Annotated in this window: 12 protein-coding genes; 8 read left to right on the plus strand and 4 right to left on the minus strand. The window is 73.7% G+C overall.

Annotation, left to right across the window (positions count from 1 at the left end):
* Nucleotides 1-53: 53 nt before the first annotated feature.
* The 4 genes from AB0Q99_RS09625 to AB0Q99_RS09640 all read right to left on the minus strand — a co-directional run bounded on the left by AB0Q99_RS09625 (nt 54) and on the right by AB0Q99_RS09640 (nt 5,794).
* Nucleotides 54-2,549, minus strand: coding sequence for a DUF3488 and transglutaminase-like domain-containing protein (locus tag AB0Q99_RS09625; protein WP_363569822.1), 2,496 nt, complete (start codon nt 2,547-2,549; stop codon nt 54-56).
* Nucleotides 2,546-3,868 (minus strand): DUF58 domain-containing protein, encoded by a 1,323-nt coding sequence (locus tag AB0Q99_RS09630; protein ID WP_363569824.1) that lies wholly within the window; start codon nt 3,866-3,868, stop codon nt 2,546-2,548. Before AB0Q99_RS09630 ends, AB0Q99_RS09625 begins: the two co-directional genes overlap by 4 nt.
* Before the next feature lies 1 nt (nt 3,869).
* Entirely contained in the window at nt 3,870-4,817 is a 948-nt protein-coding gene (locus tag AB0Q99_RS09635; protein ID WP_363570041.1) for a MoxR family ATPase, read from the minus strand.
* 434 nt (nt 4,818-5,251) lie between these two features.
* Nucleotides 5,252-5,794, minus strand: coding sequence for a carbonic anhydrase (locus tag AB0Q99_RS09640; protein WP_363569826.1), 543 nt, complete (start codon nt 5,792-5,794; stop codon nt 5,252-5,254).
* Nucleotides 5,795-6,333: 539 nt separating this feature from the next.
* On the opposite strand from AB0Q99_RS09640, the gene rsmH reads away from it, so the two are divergent.
* The 8 genes from rsmH (at nt 6,334) to ftsW (ending at nt 17,243) form a co-directional block, all read left to right on the plus strand.
* Nucleotides 6,334-7,308, plus strand: a complete 975-nt coding sequence (rsmH, locus tag AB0Q99_RS09645) for a 16S rRNA (cytosine(1402)-N(4))-methyltransferase RsmH (protein WP_363569828.1) — start codon at nt 6,334-6,336, stop codon at nt 7,306-7,308.
* Nucleotides 7,309-7,414: 106 nt separating this feature from the next.
* Complete coding sequence (locus tag AB0Q99_RS09650) at nt 7,415-7,972, plus strand: cell division protein FtsL (RefSeq protein WP_363570043.1); 558 nt, start codon at nt 7,415-7,417, stop codon at nt 7,970-7,972.
* Entirely contained in the window at nt 7,969-10,236 is a 2,268-nt protein-coding gene (locus AB0Q99_RS09655; protein WP_363569830.1) for a penicillin-binding transpeptidase domain-containing protein, read from the plus strand. Before AB0Q99_RS09650 ends, AB0Q99_RS09655 begins: the two co-directional genes overlap by 4 nt.
* A 93-nt stretch (nt 10,237-10,329) precedes the next feature.
* Nucleotides 10,330-11,895: a UDP-N-acetylmuramoyl-L-alanyl-D-glutamate--2,6-diaminopimelate ligase gene (locus tag AB0Q99_RS09660; protein ID WP_363569832.1), complete on the plus strand. Its 1,566-nt coding sequence runs from the start codon at nt 10,330-10,332 to the stop codon at nt 11,893-11,895.
* Nucleotides 11,892-13,295 carry a UDP-N-acetylmuramoyl-tripeptide--D-alanyl-D-alanine ligase gene (gene murF, locus AB0Q99_RS09665; protein ID WP_363569833.1) on the plus strand — a complete coding sequence of 468 codons (1,404 nt, stop codon included), beginning with the start codon at nt 11,892-11,894 and terminating at the stop codon, nt 13,293-13,295. Before AB0Q99_RS09660 ends, murF begins: the two co-directional genes overlap by 4 nt.
* Nucleotides 13,292-14,356, plus strand: coding sequence for a phospho-N-acetylmuramoyl-pentapeptide-transferase (gene mraY / locus AB0Q99_RS09670; RefSeq protein ID WP_363569835.1), 1,065 nt, complete (start codon nt 13,292-13,294; stop codon nt 14,354-14,356). Before murF ends, mraY begins: the two co-directional genes overlap by 4 nt.
* Nucleotides 14,353-15,801, plus strand: coding sequence for a UDP-N-acetylmuramoyl-L-alanine--D-glutamate ligase (murD, locus tag AB0Q99_RS09675; RefSeq protein ID WP_363569837.1), 1,449 nt, complete (start codon nt 14,353-14,355; stop codon nt 15,799-15,801). Before mraY ends, murD begins: the two co-directional genes overlap by 4 nt.
* A gap of 134 nt (nt 15,802-15,935) precedes the next feature.
* Nucleotides 15,936-17,243, plus strand: coding sequence for a putative lipid II flippase FtsW (ftsW, locus tag AB0Q99_RS09680; protein WP_363569839.1), 1,308 nt, complete (start codon nt 15,936-15,938; stop codon nt 17,241-17,243).
* The last annotated feature ends 2 nt before the right edge of the window (nt 17,244-17,245 follow it).

Genomic DNA, 17,245 nt, shown 5'->3' on the forward strand with positions numbered 1-17,245 from the left:
CGGGCAGTCGACCGACTGCCCGCCCCCGGCGTCTGCCGTGTCCGGCCCGGAGCTCAGGACTCCGCGCCGCCCGACCCGGGGGCATCCGACCCGGGGGCGTCCGGCCCGGGCCGCCGGGTGAAGACCCGTCGGACCGGAGCGGAGAGCCGCCGGACCGGGGCGGCGACCGCCTCGCCGGCCCGGGCCGTCCTGCTGCCGACGGCCGCCTGGGCCGCCCGCACCGCGTCGGACATCCGCCACCACAGCTGCGCCGAGGACGGCGGCAGCAGCAGCGCCCTGGTCCGCCCGGCCCGGCCGGCGCTCGCCCGCAGGCCACGCCGGGCGGTGTGGACGTCGGCGGCCAGCGGCGCCGTGGTGACCTGGCCGGGCGGGGCGTACAGCACCCGCTCGGTGGCCAGCGCCAGCCGGCCGGCGGCGGCCGCCGAGTCCGCGTCCAGCTCCGCCGTCTCGGCGATCCGTCGCGCGGCCGCACGCGGGGTGCGCGACTCGTCCGGGGGGATTCCGAGGTCCCAAGCGGAGTCGACCAGCTCGTCCCAGGCGGCCAGCACCTGGGCGTCGGTCAGCTCGCCGGGGCCGGGCCCGCCGGGGCGACGGCGTCCGCCGCCGCCGAGCCGGCGACGGCGGACGGCCGTGCGCCAGAACATCGGGGCGAGCAGCAGCGCGATCAGTGCCAGCACCACGGCGAGGGTGCCGAGCACCTGCCCGGACAGCAGCCAGGACTCCTCGGCGGCGTGGGCCGCGGCCTTGCCCTTCGGGCCGCACTCACCCAGCTGGCGCTGCTTGGCGTCACAGGCGGAGCTCGCGGACGGCGCCGGGGCGGCCGACGTGGTCTGCGGCGCGGTGGTCGGGTGCTGGGTCGGCGCGGTGGTCGGGGCGTTGGCTGCCTCGGTGTAGTGGGTCGGGACGCCGCGGCTGGGGGTCGGCTCGAAGCGCATCCAGCCGTAGCCCGCGAAGTAGAGCTCGGGCCAGGCGTGGTACATCCGGCCGCTCACCGAGTAGACGTTGCCGCCCTTGTTGTCGCCGGGGGTGAAGCCGACGGCGACCCGGGCCGGGATCTTCAGCGATCGGGCCATCGCCGCCATGGTGGAGGCGAAGTGCACGCAGAAGCCCCGGCGGTCGCGCAGGAAGACCGCGATGGCGTTGCTGCCGGTGCCGGCGGCGACCGTGGTGTCGTACGTGAAGTCCGGGCCGTTGAACCAGCTCACCAGGGCCATCGCCCGGTCGTAGTCGTTCTGCGCGCCGCCGGTGACCTGCCGGGCCTTCTCGGCGACCACGCCCGGCAGGTCGGCCGGGACGGCGGTGTAGCGGTCCCGGACGTCCTGCGGCGCGGCGGGTGCCAGGCGCAGCTCGTTGGCGGTGGGCCGCAGGTCCAGGGCGCTGACGTGGTAGTGCAGGCCGCGGATCGCCTTGTCGGTGACCGGCACGACGGTGCGGGTCAGCGGGTCGAGCTTCCAGTCGTTGCGGTTGGGGACCCGCACGGAGGCGGCCGGGTAGGGCATCGGCAGCCAGCTCTTCGCCAGCCCGTCGCCGACCTGGAAGTCGCCCTCGATGCGCGGGACGTCGGCGTTGCGCAGGCCCTCGGGGTTGGGCAGCGACTCCGGGAGGTCGTTGAACGTGGTGCTGCTGAGCCGCCAGTTGGTGCCGTCGAACTGGTCCAGCGAGCCGGTCCGCAGGTAGGTCTGGTCGGCCTGCTCGCTGTCCAGGGTGTAGCTGAGCAGCTCGGCGTCGGTGGGCCTGGTGATCGCGGCCTCCAGGCTGACCATCGGGTCGAGGCTGGTCGCCACGCTCCCGCCGGCGCCCTTGCCGACGCTCCCGGTGGAGTCGGAGTGCAGCAGCCCGGAGCTCCAGTGCGGCAGCACGGCCGGGAGCAGCATCGCGACGGCCAGGGCCAGGATGCCGACCTGCTGACCGCCCGGGCTGACCGTGCCGGAGCCCACGGTGCCACGGGCGGTGCCGCGGAAGACCCGGCCCCAGCGGGAGACCCGGTCCTGGCCCTCGGCGAAGAGCAGCAGCAGGTAGCCGGCCGCGGCGACCGCGAACCAGAACCAGCTGCCGTGGTCCCCGGCCAGGCCGTTGCCGATCGAGTAGAGCGCCAGCAGCGGCAGCCCGGCCAGCGCCGAGCGGCGGTAGGTCACCGCGACGGTGTCCACCGCGACGGCGATCAGGCCGACCGCGGAGACCAGGATCAGCCGCAGGCCGGCGGTGGGCGGCGCCGGGATCGCGTACTGCTGGATGTCGTCCAGGCCGGCGGCGAAGACCTGGTCCAGGACCCGCATCGAGGACGGCCCGGGCAGCACGCCGCCGAGCAGCCCGCCGGCTCCGGCGAAGCCGATGAGGAGCAGCAGGAACAGCACCAGCAGCTGTCCGACCGGCACCGTCCAGCGGTACAGCGGGGAGCGGCGCAGGCCGGCGCCGACCGCGGCGAGGACGGCGACCACCAGGACGGCATGGGTCAGCCAGCTGCGCGTGGTGAGCAGCGGGATCATGCAGAGCGAGGCGAGGGCGGTGGCCAGCGCCGCGTAGACGGTCAGTTTGGCCCGGGTGGTCACGCGCCGGCCTCTTCTCGGTTGGGGGCGGTCGTCCTGGCACCTTCGGCGGCCCGCCACAGGTCCGGCACGGAATCGCCGGCGCGCACCGTGATGACCGTCCAGCCGGCCTCGCGCAGCTTCCGGGCCCGGGCCCGGAACTCCTCGCCGCCGGTGTCCGGGGCGAGCATCCGCAGGCCGGCCCAGGTGCCGGTGTCCAGCAGGAAGGCGATCGCCCCGCCGGTGCGGCTGCGCAGCCGACCCAGCCGGGCGGTCTGCGTGTCGTCCAGCTCGCCGAGGACGGCGACCAGCAGGCCCTCGCCGCCGGTGCGCAGCGGCTCCTCGGCGCGCGAGAGGGTGCCGCCGTCGGACAGCTCGGCGATCGCGAGGGCGTCCAGGATCAGCCCGGTGGTGTCGGCGGCGTGGTGGTGGCCGCCCGCGCCGGGCCCGGGCACCGCGAGGCCGGTGTCGGTGAGCAGCTGGGTCTGGTAGCCGCGCTCCAGCAGGTGCGCGGCGACCGAGGCGGCGCAGCTGACCGACCACTCGAAGGAGGAGGCGGGGCCGCTGCCCCGGTGGCCGATCTCGCGGGTGTCCAGCAGGACGGTGGCCCGGGCCCGCTGCGGCTGCTCCTCGCGGCGCACCATCAACTCGCCGTACTTGGCGCTGGAGCGCCAGTGCACCCGGCGCAGGTCGTCGCCGGGCCGGTACTCGCGCAGGATCACGTCGTCGTCGCCGGCCAGCGCGAGGGTGCGGCTGTGGCTCTCGCCCTGGCCGGGCCATTCGCCGCTGAGCCGGATCGCCGGCAGGGCCTGGACCAGGGGGACGACGGTGAGGACGTCGGCGGCGGTGAAGGCGCGGGTCACCTCGCACATTCCGAACGGGTCGGACAGCCGCAGCTGCAGCGGCCCGAGCGGGTAGCGTCCGCGCAGGTCGGAGCGGACCCGGTAGGACACCTCGCGGTGGCCGCGCGGCTCGACCCGGTCCAGCACGAAGCGCGGGCGCGGCCCGAGCACGTACGGGACCTTGTCCTCCAGGAGCAGCAGGCCGGTGGGCACCCGGGAGACGTTGTCGAGCCGCAGGTGGACCCGCGCCTCCTGGCCGGCGACCGCCCGGCGCGGGCTCAGCCGGCGGCCGCTGGCCACCCGGTAGCGGGTGTTGGCGACGACCGCCACGGCGACCAGCGGGAGCGCGGCGAGCAGCACGCCGACGCGCAGCAGGGCGTCCTGGTCGAGCAGGTAGGAGCAGACCACCGCGGTGAGCCCGGCGGCGAGGAAGGACCGGCCCCGGGTGGTGAGGCCGCGGAACCCGGCCCGCAGCCCCGACGCCGTGTCGGACTGGGCCACCTCAGCCCCTCCGGACGGCCGGGCCGCCCTGCGGGCGCGGCAGCGGCAGCCGGGCGACCAGGTCGGTCACGATCTGCTCCGAGGTGCGGCGGCTGAGCTGGGTCTCGGCGGTCGGCATCAGCCGGTGCGCGAGCACCGGGACGGCGAGCCGCTGGATGTCGTCCGGGGTGACGTAGTCGCGCCCGTCCAGCGCGGCGGCGGCGCGGGCGGCCCGGACCAGGTGCAGGGTGGCGCGCGGCGAGGCTCCCAGCCGCAGCTCGTGGCTGGTGCGGGTGGCGCCGACCAGGTCGACGGCGTAGCGGCGGACCGGGTCGGCGATGTGCACGGTGCGGACCAGGTCGATCAGCTTGAGGAGGTCGGAGGCGTGCGCGACCGGCTGGAGGTCCTCCAGCGGGCTGGCGCCGGCGTGCACGTCCAGCATCGCGAGCTCGGCCTCGGGGCTGGGGTAGCCGATCGAGATCCGGGCCATGAAGCGGTCGCGCTGGGCCTCCGGGAGGGCGTAGGTGCCCTCCATCTCGACCGGGTTCTGGGTGGCCACGACCATGAACGGCGAGGGCAGCTCGTAGCTGGTGCCGTCGATGGTGACCTGGCGCTCCTCCATGGACTCCAGCAGCGCGGACTGGGTCTTGGGCGAGGCGCGGTTGATCTCGTCGCCGACCACGATCTGGGCGAAGATCGCGCCCGGGCGGAACTCGAAGTCGTGCTGCTGCTGGTCGTAGATGGTGGTGCCGGTGACGTCCGAGGGCAGCAGGTCGGGCGTGAACTGGATGCGGCGCACCGTGCAGTCGACCGAGCGGGCGAGCGCCTTGGCCAGCATGGTCTTGCCGACGCCGGGCACGTCCTCCAGCAGCAGGTGGCCCTCGGCGAGGAGGACGGTCAGGGCGATCCGGACGGCCTCCGGCTTGCCCTCGATCACGCTCTCGATGTTGGCGCGGACCCGGTCCACCACCGCGGCGAGTTCGGGGAGCCCGACCTGCCGGTACCCGTTCGTCCTCTGCTCGCCCCCCGCAGGACCGCCGAGACCGGCCTGATCGTTGTAGCTCGTCACCCGTTTACGCTCCCTGGCACCCTGTGCCCGCCCCGTCCCGAGGCCGGACCCCACCCCATGCTTGACGCGGCCGTCCCGGGGACGGTTCCGATGGCGGATCCGGCGTCGGGGAGGCGGCCTGCGGCCCGGCCGCCCCAGGTGGTTCGGGGTCCGACCGGCAGGCGCATTCTCCCCTGTGAGGTGGCCAGAAGTCACCATTCGGCCGAGCCCGAATGCCCGGGCCCGGTCGGCCCGGAGGCGGTGCGGGGAGGTCCGGCGGGACACGAAGGAGCCCCGAGGGGGCCCGAGGGGGCCGGAGGGGGCACGGGGCCCGGCCGGGCCGGGGCGGACCGGGGCTAGTGGATCTCGCGGAGCAGGCCGGTGTGGACGTCGAAGACGAAGCCGCGGACGTCGTCGGTGTGCAGCAGGAAGGGCGAGGTGCGGACGCGCTGCATGGACTGGCGGACGTCGCCGTCCAGGTCGACGAAGGCCTCCACCGCCCACTGCGGGCGCTGGCCGACCTCCAGCTCCAGCTCGCGGCGGAAGTCCTCGGTGAGCCCGAGCAGACCGCAGCCGGTGTGGTGGATGAGCGCGATCGAGCGGGTGCCGAGGGCGCGCTGGCTGATGGTCAGGGAGCGGATGGTGTCGTCGGTGACGACGCCGCCGGCGTTGCGGATGACGTGCGCGTCGCCGAGTTCGAGGCCGAGGGCCGCGAACAGGTCGAGGCGGGCGTCCATGCAGGCCACCACGGCGATCTTCTGCACCGGGCGGGCGTCCATGCCGCCGTCCCGGAAGGTCACCGCGTACTCGCGGTTGGCGGAGACGAAGCGGTCGATGACGGTGGGTCGGGCGGGTTCGGCAGCGGCGGTCGGCGTGGGCCGGTCGGGAGTCACTGTCATGCGGGCGACGTTAGTGCGGATCCGGCGTCCGCGGTGGGGTCGGGAAGCTACAGAACCCGCGGCCGTGAGCGAGCGCATCGCCACAACCGGACGGTCCGTCCGGGCCGGTCGGGGACGGGTCGTACGCGGTCGCGGGGTGGGGGCGCGCGACGGTTTCCGAGGGCCCCCGGATCGGGCCGCCGCAGGGCCACCCCGACGGCCGCGACCTGCGGTGATCCGTACCGCCGCCCGGGTGGTGCGCCGGAGCGGACCATTGACTGCAAGGACCCGCGCGATAGAGTTTGCGGCGCAGTGGAGCACACCCGCCGGAGCCCGTCAACCGGGCCTTCCCGGCCGGTGCGGCCGGTCGACGCGGCCCGTGGCCTCCACCCGCTCCGTGCCCACCTGGCGCACCTTCCCCGGCGCCGGGCGGTCACGATCTTCCCCTTCGAGCGGGCGGGGACCACGGGCCGCTTCGTCGTGCCGGTGGGCGGTGGGCGAGAATGGTCGCAGCTCCCGGACGTCGGGCTGCTCCGCACCGAGGAAGGGCGCCACCGCGCATGACCACCAACGAACCGGGCCCCAAGCACGTTCCGGTGATGCTGCAGCGGTGCATGGACGCCCTGGCGCCGGCCATCTCGCGCCCCGGTGCCGTGGTGGTGGACGCCACCCTCGGCCTCGGCGGGCACAGCGAGGCGCTGCTCACCCAGTTCCCCGAGGTCCGGCTGGTCGCCGTGGACCGCGATCCGCAGGCGCTGAAGCTCTCCGCCGAGCGGCTGGCCCCGTTCGGCGACCGGGCGACCCTGGTGCACGCCGTCTACGACGAGATCCCCGAGGTGCTGGAGCGCCTGGGCATCGACCGGGTGGACGGCGTCCTGTTCGACCTCGGCGTCTCCTCGATGCAGCTGGACGAGGCGGACCGCGGCTTCGCGTACGCGCAGGACGCGCCGCTGGACATGCGGATGGACCAGACCCGGGGAATCAGCGCGGCGGAGGTGCTGAACACCTACAGCCACGGTGAGCTGGCCCGGATCCTCAAGTTCTACGGCGAGGAGCGGTTCGCCGGGAAGATCGCCTCGGTGATCGTGCGGGAGCGGGCGAAGGAACCGTTCAGCACCAGCGCGCGTCTGGTCGATTTGGTGCGCAACGCCATTCCGGCGGCGACCCGCCGCACCGGTGGGAACCCGGCCAAGCGGACGTTCCAGGCGCTGCGGATCGAGGTCAACGGCGAGCTGGAGGTCCTGGACCGGGCGATCCCGGGGGCGCTGGAGGCCCTGACGATCGGCGGTCGGATCGTCGTGATGTCCTACCAGTCGCTGGAGGACCGCCTGGTGAAGCAGTACCTCGCCGCCGGGGCGACCAACACCGCTCCGCCGGGGCTGCCGTTCATCCCGGAGGAGCACCAGCCCTGGCTCAGACTGATCACCCGCGGTGCCGAGCTGGCCACCGAGGAGGAGATCGAGGAGAACCGGCGCGCCGCGCCCGTACGGCTGCGGGTGGCGGAGAGGATCAGGGACCGAAGCAAGCGGGGCTGACGAAGCGGGCCCGGCGGGGTCCGAAGGGCGGAGGAAGGCAGTGGGGCCGGTGGCCGGTGAGGTCCGGGCGGGGCGGGGAGGACTCCCCGGACAGGGCAGGGCACGCATCACGGTCCGGCCGGGGAAGCGCCCGGTCCGGGGGCGCACGCCGTTCGCGGTACTCGTCGTGGTGCTGCTGGCGGCGGGGCTGCTCGGGCTGCTGGCGCTGAACACCGCGCTCAACGAGGGCTCCTTCGAGCTGTCCCGGCTGCAGAAGCAGACCACCGTGGCGACCGACGAGCAGCAGAGCCTGCAGCACCAGATCGACCAGAGCTCGGCCCCGGACGCGCTGGCCAGGCGGGCCGCCGAGCTGGGCATGGTCCCGGCCGGCGGGATGGCGTTCCTGGACGTCCCGAACGGAGGCAAGGTGATCGGCACGCCCGGCCCGGCGCAGGACACCCCGCCGGTCAAGCGCTCGACGGCCGAACCCTGGCCGACCAAGCCGCTGCCGAACGGCGCCCAGCCCACGGCCGGTCAGCCGGGCGCCGGGCAGTCGCCGGCCGCCCAGCCGTCGGTCCCGCCGGCCGCGCCCGCCACCCCGACGACGGCGGCCTCGGCCGGTGACTCGGTCATCCAGCTCAACCCGGCCGCGCCCGCGAAGCCGAGCGGGGGTGCCGGTCGATGACCACGCCCCGTCAGCCCTCCGGGGGCTCCGGGTCCGGCTCCGGCAACGGCCGCCGCCCGGTACCCAGGGGCGCCGCGCCGCGCGGCCAGTCCGCCACCGGCCGTCCGCCGTCCGCCAAGGCGCAGCCCGTCAAGGGACAGCCCGTCAAGGGCCAGCCGGCGAAGGCACAGCCGGCCAAGGGCCAGCCCGCCCGCGGCCAGTCCGCGAAGGCGCAGCCCGCGAAGGTCCAGCCCGCCAAGGCGCAGCCCGGCCGGGACGCCGCCGCCCGGACGACCCCGCGGACGCCGCAGCAGCGCCGCCCCGAGAGCCGCCCGCCGGCCCGCAGCCAGGCCGCGGTGCGGCCGCGCCCGAAGAGCCGGCCGCCGCAGCGCCCCAAGGCGCTCCGGCTGGCCGAGCCGAAGCGCCGGCTGCGGGTGATCACCATCGTGATGTCGCTGGTGTTCTCGGTCTTCGCGGGCCGTCTGATCCAGCTCCAGCTGGTCGACTCGGACGCGCTGGCCGCCGACGCCAACACCAACCGCTACCTGAACATCCCGATCACCGCCGAGCGCGGCTCGATAACGTCCGCCGACGGGGTGGCGCTGGCCGCCACCGTCGACGCGTACGACATCACCGCCGACCCGGCGATGTTCACCCCGGGGGCGACCGGCATCCCGGACGCGCCGGAGCAGGCGGCCGCGCTGCTGTCGCCGATCCTCGGCGTGTCCAAGGAGAGGATCGCCGCGGACCTGCACACCCCGAAAACCCGCTACAAGCGGCTCGCCGCCCAGCAGACCCCGGCCGCCAAGAACCAGATCAGCGACCTCAAGTCGAGCCTGGAGAAGCAGGCCGGTTCGCGCGCCTGCCAGGCCCAGAAGAAGCTGCTCGGCAAGCCCGCCGACCAGGGCGGGCGCACCCGGGTGGACAACGAGTGCGCCAACCCGCTGGCCGGGGTGTTCAACCGGGAGACCCAGAAGCGCGTCTACCCCGCCGACGGCCTGGCCGCCAACCTGGTCGGCTTCGTCAACGGCGAGGGCACCGGCGCGGGCGGCCTGGAGCTGCAGTACCAGCAGCAGCTGGCGGGCAAGGACGGCCACAGCAGCTACGCCCAGTCGGGCGGGCGGCTGGTGCCCACCGCCGGCGGCTCGTTGGACCCGGCCGTGCCCGGCAGCGACGTGAAGCTGACGATCAACCGGGACATTCAGTGGGCCGCCCAGCGGGCGATCACCGACCAGGTGGCCAACTCCGGCGCGGAGAAGGGCTACGTGGTGGTCCAGGACGTGAAGACCGGGCAGGTCCTCGCGATGGCCACCGCGCCCGGCTTCAACCCGAACGACCTGAGCCTGTCCAAGCAGGCCCAGCTGGGCAACCCCGCCCTGGTCGACGCGTACGAGCCGGGCAGCACCGCCAAGCTGATGAGCCTGGCCGCCGTCCTGGACTCCGGCAAGGCGACCTGGGACACCAAGGTCACCGTGCCCAACCGGCTGGTCCGGGCCGGGCAGCAGTTCAAGGACGACGTCAACCACGACCCCTGGTACCTGACCTTGGCCGGGGTGCTGGCCAAGTCCTCCAACATCGGCACCATCGAGGCGATCGAGACCCTCGGCGGCGGGGACCAGCTCCAGGCCAACAAGGTGCTGGACGGCTACCTGCGCAAGTTCGGCGTCGCCCAGCCGACCGGTCTGAACTTCCCCGGGGAGGCCACCGGGATGCTCAAGAAGCCGGAGGACCTGGTCGCCTCGGAGAAGTACAACATCTCCTTCGGCCAGGGCCCGCTGCAGATGAACGCGCTGCAGGCGACCTCGGTCTACTCGACCATCGCCAACGGCGGGGTGCGGGTCGCGCCCAGCATCGTCCAGGGCATCACCGGCCCGGACGGCAAGTACACCGCGACGCCGCCGGGGGAGCAGACCCGGGTGGTCAGCCCGGAGACCGCCAAGACCCTCACCTCGATGCTGGAGTCGGTCGTCGACGACGAGCAGGGCACCGGCGGCAAGGCCGCGATCCCCGGCTACCGGGTCGCGGGCAAGACCGGCACGGCCGACCGCGGGGCCGCCAACGGCGTCGGCTACGACGGCTACACCGCCTCCTTCATCGGCTTCGCCCCCGCCGACGCCCCCCGGGTCACCGTCTCCTGCACCCTCCAGGGCCCGGTCAACGGCCACTTCGGCGGCCAGCTGTGCGGCCCGGTGTTCAAGCAGGTGATGGAGTTCACCCTGAAGACCCTGCAGGTCCCGCCGAGCGGCAGCCAGGCACCGAACCTGCCCGTCGAGTGGAAGCCGTGAGCGAGCATGAGCAACGAGCGGGCCGGGCTGGACGACGGCGCGGCGCAGGGCCGGTTTGGCCCTGGACACCCTTCGGCGGATAGCCTTCCCGCCGTGCCGAAACCCGATCAAACCACCGTGAGTCCGCCCCGCCCGACCGGGACCGCCGCTCTGCCGCTCGCCGAACTGGCCACCCGCCTGGGTCTCGCGCCCGTCGAGGGCGGTGCCGTCACCGGCGTCACCCACGACTCCCGCGCGGTCCGCCCGGGCGATGTGTACGTGGCCTTCCCGGGCGCCAACCACCACGGCGCGGCCTTCACGGCCAAGGCCGCCGAGTCCGGTGCGGTGGCCGTGCTCACCGACCGGGCCGGTGCCGAGCTGGCGGCCGACACCGGTCTGCCGCTGCTGGTCGTGGACCGTCCGCGGGCCGTCATGGGCGAGCTCGCCGCGATCGTCTACGGCCGCCCCTCCGAGCGGCTGCTGATGATCGGGCTGACCGGTACTAACGGCAAGACCACCACCTCCTACCTGGTCGAGGGCGGCCTGCGCGGCGCCGGGCGGACCCCGGGCGTGATCGGGACCGTCGAGATGCGGGTCGGCGACGAGCGGATCAAGAGCGAGCGCACCACCCCCGAGGCCACCGACCTGCACGCGATCCTCGGCGTGATGGCCGAGCGCGGCGCCGACGCGGTGACCATGGAGGTCTCCAGCCACGCCCTGGTCTTCGGCCGCACCGACGGCGTCGCGTACGACGTCGCGCTGTTCAACAACCTCACGCCCGAGCACCTCGACTTCCACCCGGACATGGAGGACTACTTCCAGGCGAAGGCCCGGCTCTTCCAGCCCGGCAAGTCCCGCCACGGCGTGGTCAACCTGGACGACGAGTACGGCCGCAGGCTCGCCGCCGAGGCCAAGATCCCGGTGACCACCTTCTCCGCCACCGGCGCCCCGGAGGCCGACTGGCGGGCCGTGGACGTCCAGCTCGGCCCGGTCGGCTCCACCTTCCGGGTGCTCGGCCCGGACGGCGCCGAGGCCGATGCCGCCGTCCCGCTGCCCGGCCCGTTCAACGTCGCCAACGCGCTCGCCGCGATCACCCTGCTGGTCGCCGCCGGGCTGCCGCTGGAGCGGGTCGTGGCCGGCGTCGCCGCCGTCCCGGGCGTGCCCGGCCGGCTGGAGCGGGTGGACGCGGGCCAGCCGTTCGTGGCCGTCGTGGACTACGCGCACAAGCCGGACGCCCTGCGGGCCGTCCTCGCCTCGCTGCGCGAGGTCACCAAGGGCCGGCTGCACGTCGTCGTCGGCTGCGGCGGCGACCGCGACCCGCACAAGCGCGGCCCGATGGGCGCCATCGCCGCCCGCCTCGCCGACACCGCCCTGCTGACCAGCGACAACCCGCGCAGCGAGGACCCGCTGACGATCCTCGCCACTATGCTGACCGGCGCCGCCGCGGTGCCCGAGGCCGAGCGCGGGGCCGTCCTGGTCGTCCCCGACCGGGCCGAGGCGATCCGGCTCGCGGTCGCCCGCGCCCAGGCCGGGGACACCGTGTTGGTGGCCGGCAAGGGCCACGAGCTCGGCCAGTACGTACGAGACGAGATCCGCCCCTTCGACGACCGGGAGGTGCTGCGCGAGTCCATCGCGCGGACCACGGCCGTGCGGGGCGACCGAGGAGTAGAGCAGCAGTGATCGCACTGACCCTCGCCGAGGTGGCCGCCGCAGTCGGAGGCACCCTGGACGGCGCGGACCCGGACGCCCTGGTCACCGGCCCGGTCGAGGTCGACTCGCGGAAGGTGAGCCCCGGCGGCCTGTTCGCGGCCTTCGTCGGCGAGCACGTCGACGGCCACGACTACGCGGCCACGGCGGTCGCGGCCGGCGCCGTCGCGGTGCTGGCCTCCCGGCCGGTCGGCGTGCCCGCCGTCCTGGTCGACAGTGTGGTGGAGGCGCTCGGCCGGCTGGCCCGTACCGTGGTCGCCCGCGCCGAGGGCACCGTCGTGGTCGCGCTGACCGGCTCGGCCGGCAAGACCAGCACCAAGGACCTGATCGCCCAGCTGCTCCAGCACCACGGCGAGACCGTCTACCCGCCCGGCTCGCTCAACAACGAGATCGGCCACCCGATGACCGCGCTGCGGGTCGAGGCCGGCACCCGGCACCTGGTGATGGAGATGGGCGCCCGGCACAAGGGCGACATCGAGTACCTCACCTCGGTCACCCCGCCCCGGGTCGGCGTGGTGCTGAACGTCGGCACCGCCCACGTCGGCGAGTTCGGCTCCAAGGAGGCGATCGCCGAGGCCAAGGGCGAGCTGGTCGAGGCGCTGCCCGCGGACGGCGCCGCGATCCTCAACGCGGACGACCGGCTGGTGCGCGCCATGGCCTCCCGCACGAAGGCGAAGGTGGTCCTGTTCGGGGAGTCCCCGGACGCCCACGTCCGGGCGACGGACGTTCGCCTGGACGCCACCGGACGGCCATCCTTCACGCTCACCACCCCGGCCGGTTCCGCGCCCGTGCAGCTGCGCCTGTACGGTGAGCACCACGTCTCGAACGCCCTCGCCGCCGCCGCGGTGGCGGTGGAGCTCGGGATGTCCGTCGACGACACCGCCGCGGCCCTGGGCGAGGCGGGTGCGCTGTCCCGCTGGCGCATGGAGGTCGTCGACCGGGCCGATGGTGTCACCGTCGTCAACGACGCCTACAACGCGAACCCCGACTCGATGCGGGCCGCGCTGCGGGCGCTGGTCTCGATCGGGGGGCGCGGCCCGGAGCGCCGCCGCACCTGGGCGGTGCTCGGCGAGATGCGGGAGCTCGGCGAGGACAGCCTGGCCGAGCACGACGCCATCGGACGGCTCGCCGTCCGGCTGGACGTCACCAAGCTGGTGGCGGTCGGCGGACGCGAGGCGGCCTGCATGGAACTCGGCGCGAGGAACGAAGGTTCGTGGGGTGAGGAGTCGGTGCTGGTGTCCGACGCGGACGCGGCGGTCGAGCTGCTGCGCAGTCAGCTGCGACCGGGGGATGTGGTCCTGGTGAAGGCGTCCCGTTCGGTGGGGCTGGAGAAGGTGGCCGCGGCCCTCCTGGCGGACGGTGCCGCCCGATGATGAAGCAGATCCTCATCTCCGGGATGATCGGCCTGATCCTCTCGCTGGTCGGCACGCCCGCCCTGATCAAGCTGCTCGCCCGGCAGGGCTACGGCCAGTACATCCGCGACGACGGCCCCAAGGCGCACCACAGCAAGAAGGGCACGCCCACCATGGGCGGCATCGCCTTCATCCTGGCGACCCTGATCGCGTACTTCGGCACCAAGGCGATAACGGGCGAGCCCCCGACCGCCTCCGGGCTGCTGGTGCTCTTCCTGACCGCGGGCCTCGGCCTGGTCGGCTTCCTGGACGACTACATCAAGGTGGTCAAGCGCCGCTCGCTGGGCCTGCGGGCCAAGGCGAAGCTGGCCGGACAGTCCATCATCGGACTCGTCTTCGCGGTCCTGGCACTGCAGTTCCACGACGACCGGGGGCTCAGCCCGGCCTCGCAGTCGCTGTCCTTCGTGCGCGACTTCAAGTGGTCGATCGGCCCCGTGCTGTTCGTCATCTTCGCGTACTTCATGATCGCGGCGACCTCCAACGGCGTGAACCTGACGGACGGTCTGGACGGCCTCGCCACCGGCGCCTCGGTGATGGCCTTCGGCGCCTACACCTTCATCGGCGTCTGGGAGTACGGCCAGAGCTGCGCCTACTTCCTCTCCGCCACCAACGCCTGCTACGACGTCCGCGACCCGCTGGACCTCGCGGTGGTCGCGGCCGCCCTGATGGGCTCCTGCTTCGGCTTCCTGTGGTGGAACACCTCGCCCGCCAAGATCTTCATGGGTGACACCGGCTCGCTCGCCCTCGGCGGCGCCCTGGCCGGTCTGGCGATCTGCTCCCGCACCGAGCTGCTGCTCATCCTGCTCGGCGGCCTGTTCATGATCATCACCCTGTCGGTGATCATCCAGGTCGGCTCCTTCCGGATGACCGGCAAGCGCGTCTTCAAGATGGCACCACTGCAGCACCACTTCGAACTCAAGGGCTGGAGCGAAGTCCTGGTCGTGGTCCGCTTCTGGATCATCCAGGGCCTCTGCGTGGCCGTCGGCCTCGGCCTCTTCTACGCGGGATACCGAACCGGATGACGAACCCCCAGTTGACCGATCCGCACTTCTCCGACCTGCCCGTCGTCGTCGCCGGACTCGGCGTCTCGGGCATCAGCGCCGCGCGCGTCCTGCACGGCCTCGGCGCCCGCGTCACCGTCGTGGACGGTGGCAGCGGGCCGGGCCTGGCCGCCCGGGCCGCCGAGCTGGAGGCGCAGGGCATCACCGTGCGCCTCGGCGACGGCGCGAGCCTGCCCGAGGGCACCGAGCTGATCGTCACCTCGCCCGGCTGGGCGCCGGACAGCCCGCTGTTCGCCGCCGCCGCGGCGGCCGCGGTGCCGGTCTGGGGCGACGTCGAGCTCGCCTGGCGGCTGCGCAAGCCGCTGCCGGGCACCGGCGAGCCCGCCCCCTGGCTGGCCGTCACCGGCACCAACGGCAAGACCACGACCGTCCAGATGCTCGCCTCGATCCTGGCCGCCGCCGGCAAGCGCACCGCCGCCGTCGGCAACGTCGGGGTCTCGGTGCTGGACGCGGTGCTCGCCGAGGAGCCGTACGACGTGCTCGCCGTCGAGCTCTCCAGCTACCAGCTGCACTGGGCGCCTTCGCTGCGCCCGTACTCGGCGGCCGTGCTCAACCTGGCGCCCGACCACCTCGACTGGCACGGCTCGATGGAGGCGTACGCCGCCGACAAGGGCCGGATCTACGAGGGCAACGTCGTCGCGTGCGTGTACAACCTGGCCGACCCGGCCACCGAGGCGCTGGTCCGCGAGGCCGACGTCGAGGAGGGCTGCCGGGCGATCGGTTTCGGCCTCGGCGCGCCGAGCCCGTCGAACTTCGGCGTGGTGGACGGGCTGCTGGTGGACCGGGCCTTCATCGAGGACCGGACCAAGAACGCGGCCGAGCTGGGCTCCGTCGAGGACGTCAACCCGCCGGCCCCGCACAACATCGCCAACGCGCTCGCCGCGGCGGCGCTGGCCCGGGCGTACGGCGTCGAGCCGAAGGCCGTCCGGGAGGGCCTGCGGGCCTTCCGCCCGGACGCCCACCGGATCGCCGAGGTCGGCGTGGTCCGCGAGGTCACGTACATCGACGACTCCAAGGCCACCAACACCCACGCCGCGGCCGCCTCGCTGGCCGCCTACCGTCCGATCGTCTGGATCGCCGGGGGCCTCGCCAAGGGCGCGACCTTCGACGACCTGGTGCAGGGCGCGGCCGAGCGGCTGCGCGCGGTGGTGCTGATCGGCCAGGACCGGGCGCTGATCCGGGAGGCGCTGGAGCGACACGCTCCGGATGTACCGGTGATCGAGGCGGCCGAGGGCCAGACTGGCGCGGTGGCGATGGCCGAGGTCGTCCGCACGGCCGCGTCGCTCGCCCGATCGGGTGACACGGTGCTGCTGGCCCCGGCCTGCGCCTCGATGGACATGTTCACCAACTACGGCGAGCGCGGCGACCTGTTCGCGGCGGCCGTCCGGGAGCTGGCGAGCGAGTAGCGGGCGGCGCGCCGACGTCGTGCGTGCCGTACGCGCCGTACGCGTCGTACGGAGAGAGTGAGCGGGGAGCGGTGGCGGGGCAGGGCAGGGCGGATTCCGGCGTTGGCAAGCAGGACGCCGCCGAGCCGTGGCGAGTGATCTCCGCCACCACGACCAAGTACAAGTCGGCCGGTCCGCTGGCCCGCGTCCAGGCCCTCCGGGCCCGGGTGCGGTACTGGCTGGACCGGCCGCTCACGCCGTACCTGCTGGTCGTCGGCAGCACGCTGCTGCTGGTCGTGCTTGGTCTGATGATGGTCTTCTCGGCCTCGCAGATCCTCGCCCTGAACCAGCACCACTCGGCCCAGTACTACTTCCTCAAGCAACTGATCGCGGCCATCCTCGGCCTCGTCCTGCTGATCGGCTTCGCCTCCGTCCCGGTGGCGGTGCTGCGGGTGATCGTCTACCCGGTGATGTTCGGGGTGATCGGCGCGCTCACGCTGGTCGCCGTGCCCGGCATCGGGGTGCGGATCAACGGCAACCAGAACTGGCTGGATTTCGGCTTCTTCCAGTTCCAGCCGTCCGAGTTCGCCAAGCTCGCGCTGGTGCTCTGGGGCGCCGACCTGCTCGCCCGGAAGCAGAAGGCCGGCACCCTGAACTCGTGGAAGCACCTGCTGGTGCCGCTGGTGCCGGGGGCCCTGCTGCTGCTCGCGCTGATCATGTTCGGCGGCGACATGGGCACCTCGATGATCCTGGTGGCGATGGTGTTCGCCCTGCTGTGGATGGTCGGGGCGCCGCTGCGGCTGTTCGTGGCCACCGTCGGGGTGGCCGTGGTGGTCTGCACCGCCCTGGTCGTCACCGTCCCGCACCGGGCGGAGCGCCTGGGCTGCATCGGCGTCACCAAGCTCGACCCCGAGGGCGCCTGCTTCCAGGCCCTGCACGGCGTCTTCGCGTTCGCGAACGGCGGCGGCTTCGGCACCGGCCTCGGCGCCGGCGTGGAGAAATGGGGCCAGTTGCCCGAGGCACACACCGACTTCATCTTCGCCGCGACCGGTGAGGAACTCGGACTGGTGGGGACGCTGTCGGTGATCGGACTCTTCGCGGCACTAGGCTACGCGGGTATCCGTGTGGCCATCGGCACGAAGGATCCCTTCGTCAGGTACGCCGCGGGAGCCGCCACCACCTGGATCATGGCGCAGGCCATGATCAACCTGGGGTCGGCGCTGGGACTGCTGCCCATTGCGGGCGTCCCGCTCCCGCTGTTCTCCTACGGCGGTTCCGCCATGCTGTCGGCCATGTCCGCGATCGGTGTGCTGCTGTGCCTGGCACGGAGCACCTCCGGCGCGAAGGCGGCCCTGGCCGCCCGGAGCAAGAACTCCCGGATCAGGAAGCGACTGGCCCGGGTGCTGCCACGACGACGAACCACAGCGCGCCCGGCCCCAGGGCCGGCACGCAGGGAGCGGTGAAT

The sequence above is a fragment of the Kitasatospora sp. NPDC086791 genome (genome assembly GCF_040685975.1).
Classification (GTDB): Bacteria; Actinomycetota; Actinomycetes; order Streptomycetales; family Streptomycetaceae; genus Kitasatospora.

What these genes read in the sequence shown, in the direction of transcription:
- AB0Q99_RS09655 (WP_363569830.1), top strand. Translation starts at nt 7,969, where the DNA reads ATGACCACGCCCCGTCAGCCCTCCGGGGGCTCCGGGTCCGGCTCCGGC.
- murD (WP_363569837.1), top strand. Translation starts at nt 14,353, where the DNA reads ATGACGAACCCCCAGTTGACCGATCCGCACTTCTCCGACCTGCCCGTC.
- mraY (WP_363569835.1), top strand. Translation starts at nt 13,292, where the DNA reads ATGATGAAGCAGATCCTCATCTCCGGGATGATCGGCCTGATCCTCTCG.
- AB0Q99_RS09640 (WP_363569826.1), bottom strand. Translation starts at nt 5,794, where the DNA reads ATGACAGTGACTCCCGACCGGCCCACGCCGACCGCCGCTGCCGAACCC.
- rsmH (WP_363569828.1), top strand. Translation starts at nt 6,334, where the DNA reads ATGACCACCAACGAACCGGGCCCCAAGCACGTTCCGGTGATGCTGCAG.